Here is a 16,005-nt window from a genome sequence, read left to right as displayed (position 1 = left end):
TTGTTACGAAATTGATAACAGGTAACCTTTAGATGACAAAAGGTAATCCTTCAGATTAATCTTTCATTTTTTCCCAGGATATAATCAATATGTTACCCCTTGTCAATTATCCGCAACCTAAAGACAATGTTATTTTTTGTTAAGCCGAATATCTATTTTATTTGGAATGAACCAATAGTATCTAACAAATGAAGAGTATATACAAAGTCATCGGAATTCCCATTCTCTTTTTTCTCCTAAACATTAATAACACTTGTTATTCCCAAAATACAACTATGGAAGAGGAAATTGTCCAACAAATCAATGCCGGGGGACTTGCAGTTAGGGAGGCCTTTAAAAGTGGAGATGTGGAAACCATAAAATTGTACCACCACCCTGAGGTGGTCAAGGCATTGGGTTATAATAATCTAAAAGTAGGCCGCGAGGCTGTTTTAGAAGGGCTTCGTGATACTATGGCCAACTTTGATCTTGAATTTTTAAATGATAAGAAGGAAGAGCTATTCATACACAAAGGAGATATGGTCATAAAACAGATGCTCTTTGGTCTTCGCCTTATTCCAAAAAATGGGGATGAACCATTTATATTCCGAGGCAGAACTTTGGTGATTTTACAGCGCTATGATGAAAGCCCTACAGGCTGGGCTACGATTCATGAGATTATTCAGCCTTATGAAGAGCCGACGAACTAAAACTTACATGAATTGAATCCTTAAATAGAAGAACATGAGAATTTTAGTTAGAATTATGTGCATACTTGTCTTATCCCAAAATGTACTGGCCTTTCAACAAACAGATAACAAAGAACGGCAAGTCAGCCAACAAAGCCAAAAATTGGTTGAAGCATTGAAATCAGAGTCTTTGGAAAACACTCTCTCCTTATTCTGTGATGAGGCAACGTTGCTTCCGGAATACCATAAATCGCTTATTGGCAAGTCAAAAATCTCTGCATACTATAGTAAATTTTTTGAAAAGACCAGTACCTCAAAATTCTCTAAAGAAGCCTTTGAGATACTTCCGTTGGGTGAATATTTTGTTGAGTTGGGCACATTTGAACATCTTTATAAAACTCCAAGTGGCAAAGATTTTCAATATGTCGGAAAGTATTTGACTTACTGGGAATTTGACAGTGATAATCCCCCGAAAATCATGGCACATATTTGGGGGGCTTCAAACTATTTTGAGACTGAGAACTTGAATTTTATTTCGGTTCCCGTATCGGATTCTAAAGCAGTAAAGCCTAGCACCAAATGGGAAAAAGACATCGAAGAAATCCGAAAATTTGTATATGATGCGGTATTTACTGGTGATTCAAAACGCCAAATGAAGACCTATGCTGACGACGCTACCTACATGACCTATTATGACCCACCTTTTGTTGGTAAGGATAAAATAGCAGCCTATTTTGATGCGCACTACAATCCTGACTTTCAGATGGATTCATTGATGACAAAAAGTGTAAAGGTCATTGATATGGGTAAATACGCATTGAAGTTTGGTGAATATTATGTTGGTTGGACTTGGGAAGGACAACCCTCATATATTGAGGGTAAAGGATTGACATTGTATAAAAAAATGGAAGATGGTTCCATCAAAATTTATAGACAAATGATCAATCATAGTGTGCCAGCTTCTCCCAAAGAATAAATAAAGTCGTATGAAATATTTCACTGTAACTATCTTTTTGCTTTTCATGACAAAGAGCTTTTCTCAAAAAGAGATAATTTCCTTTGATACCAACGGATTGAATCAAGTCAACATGGTAAAGAATCCATTTAAAGAATTCATTGGTGAATGGACACTTAAGGATAATAAATGGATACAAAACTGGGGAAATTCTACCGATACGCTTGCTATACCCAAGCATCATACTATTTCCACACAAATTAATACAACAAATAGCTTGTTTTCCATAATTGATGGACCAGAACCCAACGGGCATATTTTTTGGTCATATAATCCAGTAACCAAAAAAATCAATCATCTGTCAAGTTTCGGTGAACTAAGAGCTGGAGTTGGAGAGGGAAGCATTTCTAAAAATGGAGATATTACGCTAAAGATATTTTTTGAAGGTGAACCAAAAGATACTTACCGTGTGTACAATTACCGATGGATTAGCAAAAATGAGTATCACATGAAATCGGTTCAATTCGATGCTTCCGACAATCCAACAGGACTATTTTACGAAGGTCATTTTGTACGACTAGATGAAGGAAATTTAAAAAACCAGATAGAAGAGATATTGGTTGTTTTGGACGATACTGAAATTTCAGTTGAAGAACAACTTAAAGTATATGCTGATGATGTAGTACACATGGCTCCTGGTTATGAACTAAATATCGGAACAAAGGCACTTGGCAATTTCTTAAAAAACCAGAAGGAACTGGGTGTAGTAAAAATGAAACATGAAATTTTTGAGTTCGAACGGCTAGGGAGCCTAGTCATAATGAGAGGCGAGGTTAGGGGCACTTTTCATCCAAAAAATGAAACTACACCTAGAGAATTTAGAACAAAGAATTTGTTCGTTTTTGAAGTTTTCTTAAACGAATTGAAGATTAATAAAGTAATCTACAACAGTTCACCCATTGAAAAACAGTTATAATGGACTCGAAAATCTGTCGAAGATTATTTTTAATTTTGACAACCAATCCTTAATTTCTATTTTTTAGCTTCAGACTTACCGAACAAATTTTTGAAAATAAGCCTTCAGCATTTTGCATATTGTTCAAACAAAAACACCGCTATCTAAAAATAGCGGCATTTTCAAACCATGATCTAACCAATCATCATCAATCAATTTTTACAATTTCTGAGGCGCCAGATAGACGTTTGTATGTAATCTTGGCATCTCCTTTGAATTTTAAAGAACTAGCACCAGAAGCCCTGATATCAATAGATTCGCTAATCGAAAGATAAGCTTCACTAGCGCCTGACATTTCTATTTTTAAATCTTTCACCGATAAATCAAAATCTCGAATGTCACTACTTCCCGAAAGATCTGCATCTAGGGAAACTGAATTTCCATAAAGGTCTAGACTAGATGCACCACTCATGTCTAAGTTTAGATGTTTTGTGGCTATTTCCCCAGTGAAATTCGAAGCACCCGAAAGTTCAATCCGCCCATCTTCAGTATCCCAAAGATTTTCTAAAATTAATTTTGAAGCTTCGCTAATATCAAACTTTGAAATGTCCTTAGTAACGATATATGCATTTAGAGTAGCATTACCACGGACACTGGTAAACTTCTTAAGTCGAATGACCAAAGAACTTCCTTCTCGCTGAACGATGATTCGATCATGAAGATTCTCGTTAGCTTCAATACGAATGCTTTCTTCGGTATCTGAAAAAGTAACTCTGGTATTAAATGCATTTGAAACTTTTACAGTAGAATATTCTGGAATGGAATAGTCAAGCGAACTTACTTCATCCGAAGCTCGAATGGTATCATGGTCGCAGGAAGTTAAAAGTCCTAATCCTAGGAAAAGTATGATTACTATTGATTTTGTTTTCATTTTGATTGATTTTATAGTGATTGATAATTCTCTAGATTAAACTGGAATCCATTTGAAATCTGTCGGAAACCATTCGGCTACATTTGTCTCTTCCATGAAGGTTTCCTGATTATTCTTTTTTAGAAAGACCTGTTCGTTTTCGATATAGACATGCTGGGTTTTAATTGCAGCATGAAAGCTTTTGGCAATACTATTTTTATTCTTCATCTTATAGTTTCTTTTTATATCTATTTCTTCCCAAATTAAAAACGCCCACTTTTATACCAATGCCCGCTGAAAAACCATTTATGCGTTCTACTGGACTCTCGAAAAGGTCAATTTTGTTTGAAAAGCGGTATTTCACACCTGCTTCCAATTGAAGATATCTGTTGATATTGAATAATGCACTCACACCTGGTTCCAGCACGAACAGTAGCGCTACGTCATCGTCGTCAAGATTTACATCTTCTTCAGCTCGTATCAAATCACGGTCGACATAACCAACGGCGCCCGCACCAATTAATAATGGAAAAGATAAGTTCACTTTCGATTTACTAAATAGAATTGGTTCTAAATGTAATCCTCCATAACCTCCTATTAAATCTTCATTTTCACTTGTTCGGGTGTTAAATATATTCTGTTCTGAATAGATGAATTTACCCGCGAAACCCACTTCAAATTGTTGATTAGCGACATAAGCGACTTTGAGTCCGCCCATATAAGTGTCTTTGTCATCAACTTCCCCCAAGGCAAAGTTCAAACCCAAATAAACGCCATGTACAACATTGTTGCGGTCATTGAATTCTACGTAATCACTTTCCTCCTCCTGCGCAAAACCTATAAATACAAGGCAGAAGAATAAAAGTGTAAAAATTGATTTTTGATTGTTCATAGTGTTATGTTTTGATTGATTACTTAGATAGACAAATGATTTTCTGAAAAGTTGCATATTCACGTGTTAAATTTTATAAGCTTACGCTAAATTCGATTTTCTGGGGGTTTTTTAACTTGACTTATGATAAGAAATGCTACAGTTCTTTTAATAGTACCACACCCTTTTTACCCCTAATTGAAATACGACCTTGGGTACTATTTCCATAGGTAGCTTTGATTTCCCTTAGCTTTTTACCCTTATCCAACATTTTTGAATCGATGTTATCGAAAGACTTCGGCATACGCACCAAGCCTTGTTCTAAGGTAGCATCGAATTGATGAGAAAAGTCAGTTACATTTAAACTGATTTCAGAGGATTCTTGATTAATGGCAATATTTACATCGCTGTTCGTAATATTTCCCACCCGAAAATCTGCAATTTTCAAAGTCATATCTGCTTCTTTGGTTAAATAATCTAATTCTAGTGTGGAGAATTTCAGCGTACCGAACATCGTACTTACTTCATTCATACTTATATTATCTTTATTTGAATAGATTTCGAGTGAAGTAACCGCATCCATGGCAATATCGCTACCATTACTGTTTAGACGTAGGCTTTTGGAATCTCTTATATCAAGTTCTCCATTTTTAATGTCCACACTACCATAACTAATGTTTTGGGCACGAAGCTTCCCATAACGCATAGTAAAATCAGCTTTGTTTAAATCCTCGCTGAGCCAAACATCGCCGTGTTCGATTAGGGCTTTTAGTTTACCCGTCCAATCTTCGATAAGAACATCCCCGAAAGTATTGGTAATCTTCAATTCCGCTTTTGCAGGCATATATATGGTATAATCGATTTGTATATTACTACGGTCGTAATCAAAGGGATTAGCTTCGTCAATTAGGCGGGCAAACCATCCCGTTTTCTTTTCAAGAATCTCATAACCTAAGGATACAAATTCCTCACCATCCCTGGCTATAGGCTGGATACGCTTCAATAAAGCTTCCGCATTTTCCTTTTTTCGATGGTTTACCTCAATGGAAATCGCTACGGATACCTCGTTTTTATCCCATCCATTGATTGTAATGTTTCCATATTTGTTTTCCAGGTTCAATTTACCGGCATCGGTCATGGCGTAGGTCTTCGTTATCTTTTTAGATACTTTTTCCTGTGCGGTGACGGACTGCCCGAGAACCATCACCAGCGCTACCCAAAGCAGCTTTTTACAAAGTGTATCCATAATCATCATCATTTAATTTAGAATTGTTTATCTGTTTCAATAGATTTTCAATCAGTTCTATACGCTGTTTGTAATTGGAAACGATTGCCTCCAAAACCCTTTCATTATCTAGGTTGTTTTGCATCTCTATACGCAATTGCTCATATTCGGCATCAAGCTCATCCATAAAGGATAAAAACTCCGTTTTATCTTCATTGGATAGGTTTGGGTTGTTCTGTACTAGTTTAACTTGATATGAAACCAAGCTCTTATAGTGCATATCAATATCCAAAAGCTCTTTGGATGCATATTGCGTTTCTACGGAACTTCCAAAGACTTGCTTCCCAATAAAACCAGCAAGGCCTAATAATAAGAGTAGGGAAGCTGCAATGCGGAGCATAGGTGATTTCCAAAGGGGAATCACTTTCGGTTCTTGAACTTCCAGTTCTTGGGAAATCTTTGCCCACATTTTGGAACGGTCCGCTTTATGCTCATCGAACTCCGAAGCGTTCTCCCGTATGTGTTTTTCAAAATTGTCCATTACAATGCGTTAATAATTTCAACTAGTTTTTTCTTTGCTCTATGGTATTGCGATTTGGAGGTAGATGTGCTGATGCCCAATACTTCTCCGATCTCAATATGGTCATACCCTTCAATCAGGTATAGGTTGATAATTTGTTTATACCCTGGGGGGAGTAGCCCGATACCTACTTTTACTTTTTTGATATCCATTGCATCTACTTTTTCCTCCGGACTATCTTCCGACAAATGAAACTCATGCACTTCCATCGGAACTACTGGAAGCTGTTTTTTCTTCAAATGGTTAATGCTTTTGTTGATGACAATACGTTTGAGCCAAGCGCCGAACGTACTTTCATAATTAAAACTGTTAAGATTTTTAAAGGCCGAAACAAAACTCTCTTGTACAATATCTTCAGCATCTTCCTTTGAATTCAACATCCGTCTGCCAATATTGTACATAGCATCCACATAAAGCTCGTATAACTCGTACTGCGAGCTACTATGGCCAGATTTGCACTTTTCAACTAGTGCTTTATGCGTAAAACGTATATCGGTTTCCAATGGTTTCAGTTGGATTCTGCCTCTCAACAATTTAAATTCAATACTAAAGACAATACGAAGTTAGGATAGTTGCACGAAGGAATAAAAAAAGTTCACGGTTCGCGAAATACGAAGGTGAAAGTTCAGGTCGCTTTTAAGCCAAACTTAAAGTGACTTAATATCGTAAATTTGTATTTAGTCAAATGAATGCTTTGAAACAGTACATCATGCAAAAAATACTTTTTCTTTTAATTTTAATACAATACACTTCACTTTTCTCACAGGAAATCCATCCGTTGGAGCCTGCTTCAAACCATTACATGGAATTTCAAAAATTGGATGGTGCCCCCAGCATGTCCCGGACTGAGTTAGACAGTATTGCTTTTCTACCGAGTCAATATAATTCCGTAGCATTATTGTACACGATGATGAGTCCTGCTTATTTATCGCAAAACCAAATAGATGATTTAAAAAACTCCTTAAAACAGCCTGCGAATAGCTCTGAACAGACCAAAGCTGAACTGGAATTTCTTTTGAATTGGCAAATAAAACGTACTAAAACTCAAGAAGTTCGGGCAGCCGAAGTGCTTGCACCAGTTGGGTATTGGCCCCATATCAATGTAAAGAAAGACCACCCAGGCTACGAGCAGAATAAGCAACATCTTTTTTTTGAAGGAAGAACCATTATGGGGGACCAGTGTACTGAGGAGAATTATCCTTCTACTTTTAAATTCATGCAAGGGATTACAAAAGACATGCGAATTATGGAATTCACGGTCAAATATCATTTGTTGCGGCCAAGGCCTTATGTTCTAGAGTCAAAGCTCACACCCTTAGCCATCATGTCGTCGCCTTCGTTCGCTAGTGGACACACTTTGTGGGCCTATATTCAAGCCTTTGCTTGGAGCGAATTGATTCCGGAAAAACGACAGGAATTTTTGGAATTAGCTTACGAAATAGGGGAGTCTAGGGAAATTATGGGCATTCACTATCCTAGCGATGAAGAAGCGGCCCGGGTACTAGCCCATGGCATGCTGTCTGCTATGTGGTCTAATCCTATTTTTTCAAAGGATTTGAAAGCCGCCAAATTGGAGTGGAAGAATACAAAAACGGATTAGGGCTCAATTTCTTGTCTTAAGTTAAGTATATTTCTCTTTACTCGTCTGACCTTTGTACAGTAGTCGCAAATATTAAAAAGGAGATGAACAATCCTGAAAAATTTTGGAACAAGCGTTCAAAGAATTACGATAAGAAGGCCAAGGATAAGACTTTCGAGCAAATTTTAAAAAGAACTCCAAAGTTTTTAAAGCCCGATGCTATTGTTCTGGATTTTGCTTGCGCCACAGGACTGTATTCTTTTGAGTTCGCCGATAAGGTCAAGTCTATTCATGCCTTCGATACTTCTTCTGAAATGATTGCTGTTGCCGAACATTTGGCATTGAAAAATGCCGCTAAGAATATTACCTTTTCACAAACAAACCTTTTTGATGAAAAGTTTCAAGAAGGTAGTTTCGATATCATTTTGGCCTTTAATATTCTGCTCTATTTTGAAGATGTCGAAAAAGTATTGCAGCGAATCAACGACTTATTGAAACCAGATGGTTTTCTTATCACGTCAACAGCATGTTTAAAGGAAAAGAGAACAATTATTGGGGTTCTATCGGGTGGTATACTGTTCCTACTAAAAAAAATAAAGATACTTCCGTATATCCGATTCTTCAAGATTGCAGAACTTGAAAAAGCAATTACAAAGAGTGGATTTAAGACAATCGAATCTGGAGTTTTAATCGAAAAGCCCGCTACGGAATATTTTATAGCCGCTCGTAAAAGTAAATAGTCAAAAGATTCTAAAAGATGTATTTATTGATGAACTAGACAAGTATGCAATTAATTACCTAGAATTAGTAGTATTCCGATGATTAGAAGTACGACCCAGCCAGGATGTTTTCCCTTGGTTCCAATCAAAACCAAAAGCGACGCGAAGAACATAGCGTACATAATAGGCTGAACGATAAAATCGGAGCTTTCCCCATTTTGTTCTTGTGATGTCTTAATCAGAATCGCTCCAATACCCCAACCAAAAACAGAGGCTAAATGCCAAGTCGCCCAAGTAATTCGCATATGACTTTCCTTCAATTCGGTACTTCCTTGAGTCGGAACTAATTTTCCTTTCACCCTTTTGTTTTTGAAAATCAAAATTTCTCCCAGAATGGAGTGTACAATTCCCAAAAGGAAACATAAGACCCCAGCTACAAATAGATAAATGTTCACCAGTTAGTTTTTATTACTTTTCCTTGATTTCCACATACGAATCCCAAATGCCAGCATAGCGACTGCAAAAACGCCGAGCATTGCATAATGCAACCAATACGGTTCAGAGCCTTCGAAGTCTCCTTGAACTCGGGCAATATAGGTAACAGTCATTACAATCGCTACGTAATAGAAATACAGCAATTGCAACGGACGCCCTAATTTATGTAAAGCAAAAGGTGCTAAAACAATCATCAAATAAGCCAAAGCACCTCCAAGTAATTTGACAGGGACTAATTCAATGTCATTCAAATAGATATTCGTTGCCAAAAAACCAAAATGAATGAGATGCAATACCGCAAAAAGTTTGATTAGATTTCGGACTTTCTTGTTTTCGTCTAGAGGTTTTGGAAATGCAATGGCATATCCATAGAAAGCAAATAGAAAAACGACAGCAGATAAACGACCTGAATAGCGTGCCGCAAAGCGAAACGTTTCCTCAATTTCAGGATGTAACAAATAACAAACAACAAAAATCAGTAGTTCAAGGGCAACGCCCAAGACAAGTAGTTTTGATAAGGATAGTTTCAATAGCTTATTTGTGATTTATTTTAGTTTACTTCTGTATCAAGCTCCGTATTTCAAGCTCCGTATTTCAAGCTTCGTATTTTGTACCTCGTATTTTTTATTTTGGTACGCTTTGCCAAATAATATTCATAATCTTCCACTGGCCATTGACTTTGGCGAGATGGAACAAATCAATTCCCCATTCGGCAGTTAGCTTGCCTGTAGCAGTTTTATCATTGACTTCATGGACTTCAATTGTCTTGGGAGAATCTTTTGTCGTTCGATTACCATCTTTATTCCATGTACCTGCCAAATCATAAAGTTGCTGGTAGGTCATGGGTAGGTTGTCTCGATATGCACTTGACTTATCATCATACCAATATCCTATTTTTCGTAAGGTGGTATCAACGCTGCGCTCAATCAATTCGGGCTTGACTTCATACAATGCATTGACATAATCTTCAAGAGCGGATTGCACTGCAGCTTTATCATCTTGACCATAGGTCGAGATAGAAAATAAAACAACAAACATGAGAATTAATGGGTTTGACTTTTTCATGATAAAAGGGTTTTGACGATGGATTTTAAAACTACAATAATTACAGGGATTAACCAATGATGCGCTAAGGTAGGGCGGGTTAATTTCCTAAGTGCGGTTCTAGATGAGCAGCATGAATGAGCACTTTTTGTTCTTTCCCCTTGAGTTCAATACTCTCCATTTTTTCAAAGTTAATGGGGGTATCTTTCAATTGATTTACTAGATTTTCCGACACTAGTAATTCTCGATTCAATACATTGCATTTTGCCTGAATTCTAGCGGCAACGTTAATGGTATCACCATGATAGGCAATCTCCTTTTTATACTTTCCTATCTCGGTTACCGTAACAATACCGGAGTTTAAACCTGCCTTAAAATGGGGCATACACCCATAGGTGTCCATATAATATTTCTCCTTTTTTTGAAGTTTACTTTTGAAATTGTAATAAGCTTGTATACAATTTTGGTTTCGTAGGCCTTCACGGAGTTTCCAAGTAAGAATGGCTTCATCGCCCACATATTGGTAGATATCCGCTTCATTTTCAATTACCACGCCCAGTTCATTGAAACAATCTTGAATCAATTTACTGTAGGTAATATGCCCTAAGTTTTCCGCGTGTGTGGTAGAACCCTGAAGATCCAAAAACATAAAAATGCGTTCTTCTTCCCGCGGGGTATAAAAATCTCCACGTATTAGCTTGGTGAGGTTGTCTTTGCCTAGAAAAAGGTTGACCTGACGCAAACAGAGCATAAAAAAATCAACAGCAACGATATAAACGAACATGGCAAAACTACCAGGCTCAAAAACGAATTGTAGAAAGCTAACATCGGGTTGGGTAACGAAATAACCGAATACGAAGAGAGCAGCCAAAAAAGCCATCACAAAAACAATACGGATGAGTGATAATTTGCCCAAGGACAATCTTTTGTAACCCCGTTCTTCCGTTAGTATCTGGGCATAACAGATATACTGCCAAATATGGGCCCAATAAGAAAAGAGTACCAAATAAAATCCCAAAACTCAATATTTACCGAACCCAATTCTTCTGTACCCTCGCCGCGAACAATACAGAGAAAAATAAAGGCCAAGGTCCAGCCAATACAATAGTCTCGTATGATTTTCCACCTTCTGCGATTTTTGAAATTCATGATGCCAATATCTTGATAGGGTTCGTATAAATATAACACCTATTCTTTAGTCTTTACTTTTCTCCTATCTTTAGAGTTCAATCGTTTAATCAATCAAACAATGAAAATAAAAATTACGCTCTTAGTTATAGTTACCGGATTACTATACGGTTTCACAAAATTTGAATCTTCAGGGGAGTCTAAAATCGAAGAAGGCATGATCAAAGTGGCCATCTTTTACCCGAATGGCGAAGGCAATACCTTTGATATGGACTACTATACCAATAATCATATGCCCATGGCAGCAGATTTATTTGGTGATAAGTTAAAGGCCATGGTCATTGATAAGGGACTTGGCGGCGGTGCGCCCGATTCTCCAGCACCCTATGTAGCTGTCGGTTACTTTTATTTTCCTGATATGGCGACCTGTCAGACTCAAATGGGTACGCATTCAGAAGCACTCAGAGCCGATGTGCCCAACTATACGAATATTCAACCGGTGCTCCAGATTAGTGAGGTGGTTAGTGCGGATTAAGGGTAATAAGATAAGAGGTACAAGGTACGAGGTTCGAAGTATAAAGAAGCGTTATTGAATTAAAGCCTCCAACTTCTCAATAGTCTCCTTCGTTAAATCTTGTAACGTTCTAATATGTTCGGTATCAGTTTCCCAGAATTCTTTGGGTTCTTGGGCGGCATCATAAATACTTTGACCCCGTTTAAAAGGAACGGCTCTGTCCGTCTTACTATGAATAATTAATTTGGGCATGTTTTCAATGTCAACAATGTCTCTAACGGCAACATAATCTTGATTGTAGTCTTCGGGCTTTTTCATTAGCAACGATAATACAGAACCTTCCACATTGTCTTCGATAAAACTGTGTGCAGAAGCTAAACTACCATCAAGGACCAATGCATCTATTTTGGATGGGTTGTCCTTTGCAATCTTAACAGCTAACTGTCCACCTAATGACATACCGTAAACTATGGTTTTAAGACTATCGATGGGGCTACCTTCGTAAAAGTCGGTAAATGCTTCTTCGGTATCTGCCAAGATGCCCTGGTAGCTTGGAACTCCGGTTGACTTGCCATAGCCTCTCCAATCTACAGAATAGACCATAAAACCATTATTCACCAAAGCTTTAATGGCTTCAGCATTCGTACTTACATTACCACTATTGCCATGTATCAGAAAAATTTTCGCTTTTGGTGGTATAACGGGTTCAAATATATAGGCATAAACGGTTAAAGAATCTTCTACCACCAAAATGGATTCATAGTATACCACATCATCTATGTCGTATACTTTTGTAGTCGGTCGATAGAAAAGTTGAGATTCATCATGGTTGGCCAAAGCCTTTACCCATGGACTCGATTGATATACGTAGATACTATAACCAACGACCGGAAGAAGAAGTATTAAAAATGTCCAGCTGGTAATTTTTACTATTTTTTTCATGTGTTCCATTATAAGAGGTTTGGTCTTACTTTTAGAACTCGATTCTTGAAAAGATAGTATTTGGTATTTCTGTTCTTAAAAAATCTTTTCAATCGTGAAGGTAGAAATATGATACTTGTGACTGCCAGTCGAACACAAGCACTTGAGGCCAACAGCTAAAGGCTATTTCCCTTTTTTCTTACCTAAGGATATCTTATAATCATCGATATTCCCTTTGATTTTTAGATTCAGATACTTTGTTTTTTTGTTGGCATCTACTTCTACAATCTCATCTTCTTGTTCTTGGATACTAGTGGAGTCTGTCTTCTTTCCGAATAGTTTTTGCATCGAAGCTTGTCGTACGGTTTTCCAGGGAATACGCACATAATAATCGATATTTTGATTTTGATCATGGGTACCTGATAGCTCCATATGCCCAAGAGTGGATTCGATATTCATAGCGGGAATGGTAATCTTACCCTTATCGATATCTAAATTGTTTTGCAAGGTGTCAAAGCGAATGCTTTGTAGGTTCTTATCACCCATATAGTCCGAAAGTGCTAGCATGGGGTCATAATTCTTTAACTTTCCATTCAAAACTTTCACATCCATTTCTAGGGTAGATTGGTCCAAATCTGGCACCATATCAGGGTATACTCTAATTTTGCCATTAATTCGAGAAGTGAGCTTTCCTTGTAAATTTTCTGAAATGAGATGGTCTTGTCCAAAATTTTCAAATTTGAACAGCAGCTTATCCAAATCCACATTATTCATCACCAAGTCCGGCTGCATATAGATGTGTTTTGGGTCACTGCCATTGAAATAGCCACTTAGTTGAATAGTCCCCCCTGCGGCATCCATATGCAAGGTATCGATGTGAATATAATGGTCGGGTGTGGTGCGTATGTCCGCTTTGATTTTCTGAAGATCTATTCTATGATATATAAAGTGGGCGACATCCGCCTTGAATTGCATATCCGTAAAGGGCAACTCATAAATATTAAAGACATCGGCATGTTCTTTGACATCCTCCGTTTTTGAAGCAACCGCTGTCGTTGTTTTGGGAGGATTCGGATTGAACTTAAATAGTGCATCAAAGTCAATGTAATTGGCTTTTAGCGCCAAGTAATTATCCCGTTTCTTTATTTGCTCATTTTCTCCCAAGTAATAATTCAAATCGAAATTAAAATTCGTAGTTCCTATTTCGCCATGAAAGTCTTTTATGACGATGTGCTCATCTTCGTAGTGTATGTTCCCTCTAAAGTCATGAAAGCGAAGGGGATGCAATTCCATTTTGGTATCTAACTTGTCCAAAGCCACATCGATGGATTGCAAAGCGGAATCTTTATAATGCATACTGGAGGCAACATGCAATGCCAAATCGTCAAAAATTTCATGGCGATACTCTTCCGGAACATAATTTTCTCCCTTATACGAAAAGACATCCTCTAATCGTAACTTTCTGGAAGTGAGATTGATATCCAAATCCATATCTCCGTTTAGTTCGGGTTGCATCCAAAATGCATAGTCGTGTATGAGTCCATCAAAATGAAAATCACTATCATCGATATATCCTGTAAAATCTACGATTTCCAAGTCTTGGTCATCGATTAAAACATCTGCATGAAAATCATGGAGTTTATGGGGATAATGGCTTAAGTCGGCATACAGACTATCCACAAAAAACTCCCCTTTGGGTAGATACTTGGACTCGGTAATAGCTGTAGCAGAAGTCTTGAACGAAAGCCCTAGACTCAAATCTTGTATCTGTTCATCAATACCCTTTTGTATCGAATCCTGTTTCGTAAAACCTGTTAATTCAGCAATGTCTAAACGCTTGGAAGAAATATCCAAATGCGCTTCTACAGGATTGTTCGTATGATGCACAATCGCGGGTAAGTTTGAAAGAAAACCTGTTGCGGATACATCGGAATCTCCTAGTTGAAGTTCAAACTGATTCAAATTGGCTTTTTTACCCTTCATGACCAAATGCACATTCATATCATGTACTGGTGCTGGTAGCTCCTTCGTAGTTAAACTCAGGTCTTTTAGGAGCAATTCTGCAAAATAGGCTTGATTGAGTTGTTGTAAGGCTTTTTCGGGCTGGTCAATATCAATAATATCGTGAAAATTCATGTTTATAGAAACTTCTCCAGAAGCATCTTGGACATCATCCAATTCAAAAAATTCGGTAATAAAATCGAGCTTGAAATTGGAGCGTATTTTCATATCTACTTCGGGAGAGTCGAAATTCTTCACAAAAACAGAACCTTCCAATTCTCCCTTTTCTAAAGAGGCGGTCATATCGGTCAGCGAAAATTCCATGGTACTTGCATTTCTTTTATCGCCATTGGTAAAATGACCATTGAAGCCCATGTTGTCTATCTTTTTACCTCTTTTGGTATTTTCTAAAAAGGCTTTTCCTGCGCCAAAATCAACGTTTACAGAGGGAGTATTTCCCTTGTTGGACGGACCTTGAATACTGGTATAGAAATAGATTTCTCCGGCATTTTTATATTTCTCCAAGATGGGTATCACATCCGTCGGGGCAAAGGCGATGAGCATATCAAAATTGGGCTTTGTTCCTTTGATGTACAGATTTAGGTCTACATCATTCTCGGTGTCTATGGAGCCTTCTAACTCAAAATCACCATTTTCCATGGTAATTCCCGAAGGTTCTATCTCAAGTATACCCGTGTTTTCGTTAAAAACCAAATCAGTGTTGACTTCAAAATGCTTTTTTCGAATAAAAGTAGTATCACCTTCTTTAATCACATTCAGTTCCAAATCCATATCGACATGCCCAGCGATGATACTGTCTTGCTGGCTAAAACCGCCGATACCGGAATAGATATATTTTTCAACATCGGTATTCGTCGCTTCATCTAAGGTGTGGATGTCCAAATTTTTAAGTCGAATCTTTTTTAGATGAATATTGGTGGAAGATGTATCTGTTTCGGTCGTACTCGCGAGGGAGTTTTGAATATTGGTGGTATTGTTTTCATGAATAACAATGTTAAAAACACCTTCTTCTAGCAATAGCGATTGAATATCATAGTTTTGATTGACAATATCCCATAGGTTAAAACCGACATAGATGTCTTTAACATCCATAATGATAGGGGAGTTGGATGCTTTGGTTTCAAAAATCTTAACATCATCGACCTTTATTGAGATGTACGGAAAGTTCTTAAATAGTGACAATTCACTGTCACCAACACTGATACGGCCTTTGTGCTCTTGGTTAAGTGTTGCAATCTCTTCTTTAATGATTTCAGATTGGTTGCTCTGAATATAAAGTATAAGCCCACCTGCAACCAAAATCGGCACTGCGATGAGCACTACTAAAAATCGTTTCCAGAACTTTTTAATCTTCAAAGGAGTTGTCTTTGGGGTTAGCGAAGCCCTATGGCTTTAAAAGCAGCTATTGCGCGCACACTT

General features: G+C 37.5%; 19 protein-coding genes. 6 read left to right on the top strand and 13 right to left on the bottom strand.

The window, feature by feature from the left end:
• The first annotated feature begins 188 nt into the window (after positions 1-188).
• From FEE95_RS13105 to FEE95_RS13095, 3 genes are read left to right on the top strand one after another with little or no spacing between them, the layout of a single operon-like run.
• Complete coding sequence (locus FEE95_RS13105; protein ID WP_138658432.1) at positions 189-689, top strand: Cif family virulence factor; 501 nt, start codon at positions 189-191, stop codon at positions 687-689.
• Between the two features lie 34 nt (positions 690-723).
• Entirely contained in the window at positions 724-1,644 is a 921-nt protein-coding gene (locus FEE95_RS13100) for a YybH family protein (RefSeq protein WP_138658431.1), read from the top strand.
• Between the two features lie 10 nt (positions 1,645-1,654).
• Entirely contained in the window at positions 1,655-2,599 is a 945-nt protein-coding gene (locus FEE95_RS13095; protein ID WP_138658430.1) for a hypothetical protein, read from the top strand.
• A gap of 187 nt (positions 2,600-2,786) precedes the next feature.
• Here the strand turns inward: FEE95_RS13095 and FEE95_RS13090 are convergent, their stop codons facing one another.
• The 6 genes from FEE95_RS13090 to FEE95_RS13070 form a co-directional block, all read right to left on the bottom strand.
• Positions 2,787-3,509, bottom strand: coding sequence for a head GIN domain-containing protein (locus FEE95_RS13090; protein ID WP_138658429.1), 723 nt, complete (start codon positions 3,507-3,509; stop codon positions 2,787-2,789).
• A gap of 36 nt (positions 3,510-3,545) precedes the next feature.
• Positions 3,546-3,716 (bottom strand): hypothetical protein, encoded by a 171-nt coding sequence (locus tag FEE95_RS22145; RefSeq protein ID WP_171037043.1) that lies wholly within the window; start codon positions 3,714-3,716, stop codon positions 3,546-3,548.
• Position 3,717: 1 nt separating this feature from the next.
• Positions 3,718-4,380, bottom strand: coding sequence for a hypothetical protein (locus FEE95_RS13085; protein WP_138658428.1), 663 nt, complete (start codon positions 4,378-4,380; stop codon positions 3,718-3,720).
• Between the two features lie 136 nt (positions 4,381-4,516).
• The gene (locus tag FEE95_RS13080) at positions 4,517-5,605 is read right to left on the bottom strand and encodes a hypothetical protein (protein ID WP_138658426.1); all 1,089 of its coding nucleotides are present in this window, start codon (positions 5,603-5,605) and stop codon (positions 4,517-4,519) included.
• Entirely contained in the window at positions 5,589-6,125 is a 537-nt protein-coding gene (locus FEE95_RS13075) for a hypothetical protein (protein WP_138658424.1), read from the bottom strand. The genes FEE95_RS13080 and FEE95_RS13075 overlap by 17 nt, the downstream gene beginning before the upstream one ends.
• Positions 6,125-6,694, bottom strand: a complete 570-nt coding sequence (locus FEE95_RS13070) for an RNA polymerase sigma factor (RefSeq protein ID WP_238474572.1) — start codon at positions 6,692-6,694, stop codon at positions 6,125-6,127. Before FEE95_RS13070 ends, FEE95_RS13075 begins: the two co-directional genes overlap by 1 nt.
• A 179-nt stretch (positions 6,695-6,873) precedes the next feature.
• Between FEE95_RS13070 and FEE95_RS13065 the strand changes: the two genes are divergently transcribed.
• Both FEE95_RS13065 and FEE95_RS13060 read left to right on the top strand, forming a co-directional pair.
• Positions 6,874-7,764 carry a phosphatase PAP2 family protein gene (locus FEE95_RS13065; RefSeq protein ID WP_171037042.1) on the top strand — a complete coding sequence of 297 codons (891 nt, stop codon included), beginning with the start codon at positions 6,874-6,876 and terminating at the stop codon, positions 7,762-7,764.
• Positions 7,765-7,847: 83 nt separating this feature from the next.
• Entirely contained in the window at positions 7,848-8,483 is a 636-nt protein-coding gene (locus FEE95_RS13060) for a class I SAM-dependent methyltransferase (protein WP_138658418.1), read from the top strand.
• A gap of 50 nt (positions 8,484-8,533) precedes the next feature.
• On the opposite strand, the gene FEE95_RS13055 is transcribed toward FEE95_RS13060, so the two are convergent.
• The 5 genes from FEE95_RS13055 to FEE95_RS13035 form a co-directional block, all read right to left on the bottom strand.
• Positions 8,534-8,821 carry a hypothetical protein gene (locus FEE95_RS13055; RefSeq protein ID WP_138658416.1) on the bottom strand — a complete coding sequence of 96 codons (288 nt, stop codon included), beginning with the start codon at positions 8,819-8,821 and terminating at the stop codon, positions 8,534-8,536.
• A gap of 99 nt (positions 8,822-8,920) precedes the next feature.
• Positions 8,921-9,487, bottom strand: coding sequence for a hypothetical protein (locus FEE95_RS13050; RefSeq protein ID WP_138658414.1), 567 nt, complete (start codon positions 9,485-9,487; stop codon positions 8,921-8,923).
• 94 nt (positions 9,488-9,581) lie between these two features.
• On the bottom strand, positions 9,582-10,022 hold the full coding sequence (locus tag FEE95_RS13045) for a nuclear transport factor 2 family protein (RefSeq protein WP_138658413.1): 441 nt from the start codon (positions 10,020-10,022) through the stop codon (positions 9,582-9,584).
• Between the two features lie 79 nt (positions 10,023-10,101).
• Positions 10,102-10,917, bottom strand: coding sequence for an adenylate/guanylate cyclase domain-containing protein (locus tag FEE95_RS13040; RefSeq protein WP_138658411.1), 816 nt, complete (start codon positions 10,915-10,917; stop codon positions 10,102-10,104).
• A gap of 29 nt (positions 10,918-10,946) precedes the next feature.
• Entirely contained in the window at positions 10,947-11,150 is a 204-nt protein-coding gene (locus FEE95_RS13035; protein ID WP_138658409.1) for a hypothetical protein, read from the bottom strand.
• A 100-nt stretch (positions 11,151-11,250) separates the two neighbouring features.
• Between FEE95_RS13035 and FEE95_RS13030 the strand changes: the two genes are divergently transcribed.
• Complete coding sequence (locus FEE95_RS13030) at positions 11,251-11,664, top strand: EthD family reductase (RefSeq protein ID WP_138658408.1); 414 nt, start codon at positions 11,251-11,253, stop codon at positions 11,662-11,664.
• Positions 11,665-11,715: 51 nt separating this feature from the next.
• Here FEE95_RS13030 and FEE95_RS13025 read toward each other — a convergent pair whose 3' ends face one another.
• Together FEE95_RS13025 and FEE95_RS13020 are read right to left on the bottom strand one after the other, a co-directional pair.
• Complete coding sequence (locus FEE95_RS13025; RefSeq protein WP_171037041.1) at positions 11,716-12,585, bottom strand: alpha/beta hydrolase; 870 nt, start codon at positions 12,583-12,585, stop codon at positions 11,716-11,718.
• Positions 12,586-12,747: 162 nt separating this feature from the next.
• Positions 12,748-15,942 (bottom strand): AsmA-like C-terminal region-containing protein, encoded by a 3,195-nt coding sequence (locus FEE95_RS13020; protein ID WP_138658404.1) that lies wholly within the window; start codon positions 15,940-15,942, stop codon positions 12,748-12,750.
• Between the last annotated feature and the right edge of the window lie 63 nt (positions 15,943-16,005).

Source organism: Maribacter algarum (ex Zhang et al. 2020), assembly GCF_005885635.1.
GTDB classification, from domain to species: domain Bacteria; phylum Bacteroidota; class Bacteroidia; order Flavobacteriales; family Flavobacteriaceae; genus Maribacter_C; species Maribacter_C algarum.
This window is presented reverse-complemented; position numbering and strand designations above follow the sequence as displayed.